Genomic DNA, 1,828 nt, shown 5'->3' with positions numbered 1-1,828 from the left:
CCTAGTATAATGATGATATAGCCACAAGAGCTATACAGTTAATAAGTTACAAAGTCATATCTGATGAATAGCTGAAGGAGGGTTCCCCTTCCATCAGAGGTTATTGATAAAATTTTTACCATGTCTGAGGTTTCCTTAATGCACCAGACAAAATATAGAGGTATAATCACCGAGGCAGGATCATTGACGACGCCTCCTTGGGAACCGGCCTTCCGGCTGGCGATACCTCTTAGAAAGTCTGTCAGTCCATTCGGTGGTGATTTATGTTTTGGCTGGTTGGGAAGCCCCAGGCTATACCTGTATAAGCCGCTAGGTTGTGTATCCGCCTTCTGGAAATGGATACCTGCCAGAAAGGATAAAACCATGAAATACCAAAAAGTACTTAAGATGCTGCAAAGCATCCCCTATCTCTCAGTCGGGCTTGATGTCGGGGCAGACTTCTCATGGATGTCCATCATGCTCCCAAATGGCACCCTTGCCGGGAAACCTTTTAAGATCATCCATTCCGATCCCCAGTCCCGGGAGCTTGCCGTCGCAAAAATAAAGGAAGCACAAGAGGCGTATTCTCTTAAAAGCCGCTGCTTCCTCGAGTCCACCGGGATCTACCACATCCCGCTCCTGTGCTTCCTTCGCGATAAGGGTTTTGACTGCTCCGTCATTAATCCTATCATTACTAAGAATAGCACAAATATGAACGTAAGGAAACTGCATAATGATAAATTTGATTCAAAAAAAGCTGCCAAAGTCGGCCTTGATGCTTCCCTGAAAGTTTCCATCATTCCAGATGATGAGGTCATCGACCTGCGCAACCTGGTCCGGGACTACTATTACTTCAAAGACCTGCAGTCTGCAGTCGTCCTGAAGCTCACCGCGGAACTGAAAGTATCATTTCCCGCATACCGGAAAGTTTTCAGCAAGGTTACCACCCAGACTTCCTTAAAGCTCCTGGAGGCCTACCCGCTTGCGGAGGATCTTCTTGCTGCCCCAAAGGAAACGGTCGTGGAAACAATCCGCTCCACAGCCCGCTTTGGGGAAAAATATGCCCTGGCCAAGTATGATGCCCTGCATGCCGCAGCAGAAGATGCTGCCATCTTTGGGCGGGCACTCAAAAGCAATGCTGTCCGCATCAGGCTCTACATAGACTCTTACCGGGAGTATCAGAAACGCCTTGACACAATCCTGGAAGCGATTCTGGCTTCTGTGGATCGTCTGAAAGGCAATCCGGTCTATGACCGCATCCAGCTTCTCCAGTCGCTGCGTGGTGTGGGCTTCATGAGCGCAGTGGTCCTTGTCGCAGAAATGGGGGCTTTTGACCTGTTCCCCTCCCCAAAGAAGCTGTATGCCTACTTCGGACTGGACCCTGCCGTAAGACAGTCTGGAAAGTTCAACGGGGACAAGGTACATATGTCAAAAAGGGGCTCCAGCCTTGCCAGGCGCATCCTGCATATGGTGGCGCTCAATAACCTTAAGGTGGACAAGGGCAACGGGATGCCTGTAAACCCAGTCATCCACAGCTATTATGCCGACAAGTGCAAAGCCAAGAAGAAGAACGTCGCTGTCGGGGCTGTGATGCATAAGATCTGCAACATCATCTTTGCGATGCTCCGGGACAATAAGCCGTTTGAGGTCATCACTCCCCAGGAACACTGTGAACGGTATCTGGCACTTCATCCTGACAAGGCACCGTGTGCTGCTTAACAAGTTCTTATGAATTTTGAAAATTTCCACAGGGGTGGGCTTATTAAAGTTACCCTTTTTTACATCAACTGCTTGAAAAAAACTTTTTAAACATTTTTCGTTTTACCTATTGACATTTCTTAGCTGGACT

Annotated in this window: 1 protein-coding gene; it reads left to right on the top strand. The window is 48.3% G+C overall.

Features of this window, described 5'->3' with window-relative positions:
* The first annotated feature begins 363 nt into the window (after positions 1-363).
* Positions 364-1,698, top strand: coding sequence for an IS110 family RNA-guided transposase (locus NFS35_RS28770; protein WP_251210376.1), 1,335 nt, complete (start codon positions 364-366; stop codon positions 1,696-1,698).
* Positions 1,699-1,828 lie beyond the last annotated feature (130 nt).

The sequence above is a fragment of the Acetatifactor aquisgranensis genome, from assembly GCF_943193215.1.
Lineage (GTDB): Bacteria > Bacillota > Clostridia > Lachnospirales > Lachnospiraceae > Acetatifactor > Acetatifactor aquisgranensis.
Note: the sequence above shows the minus strand (reverse complement) of the source record. Positions and strands in the feature narration are given on the sequence as shown.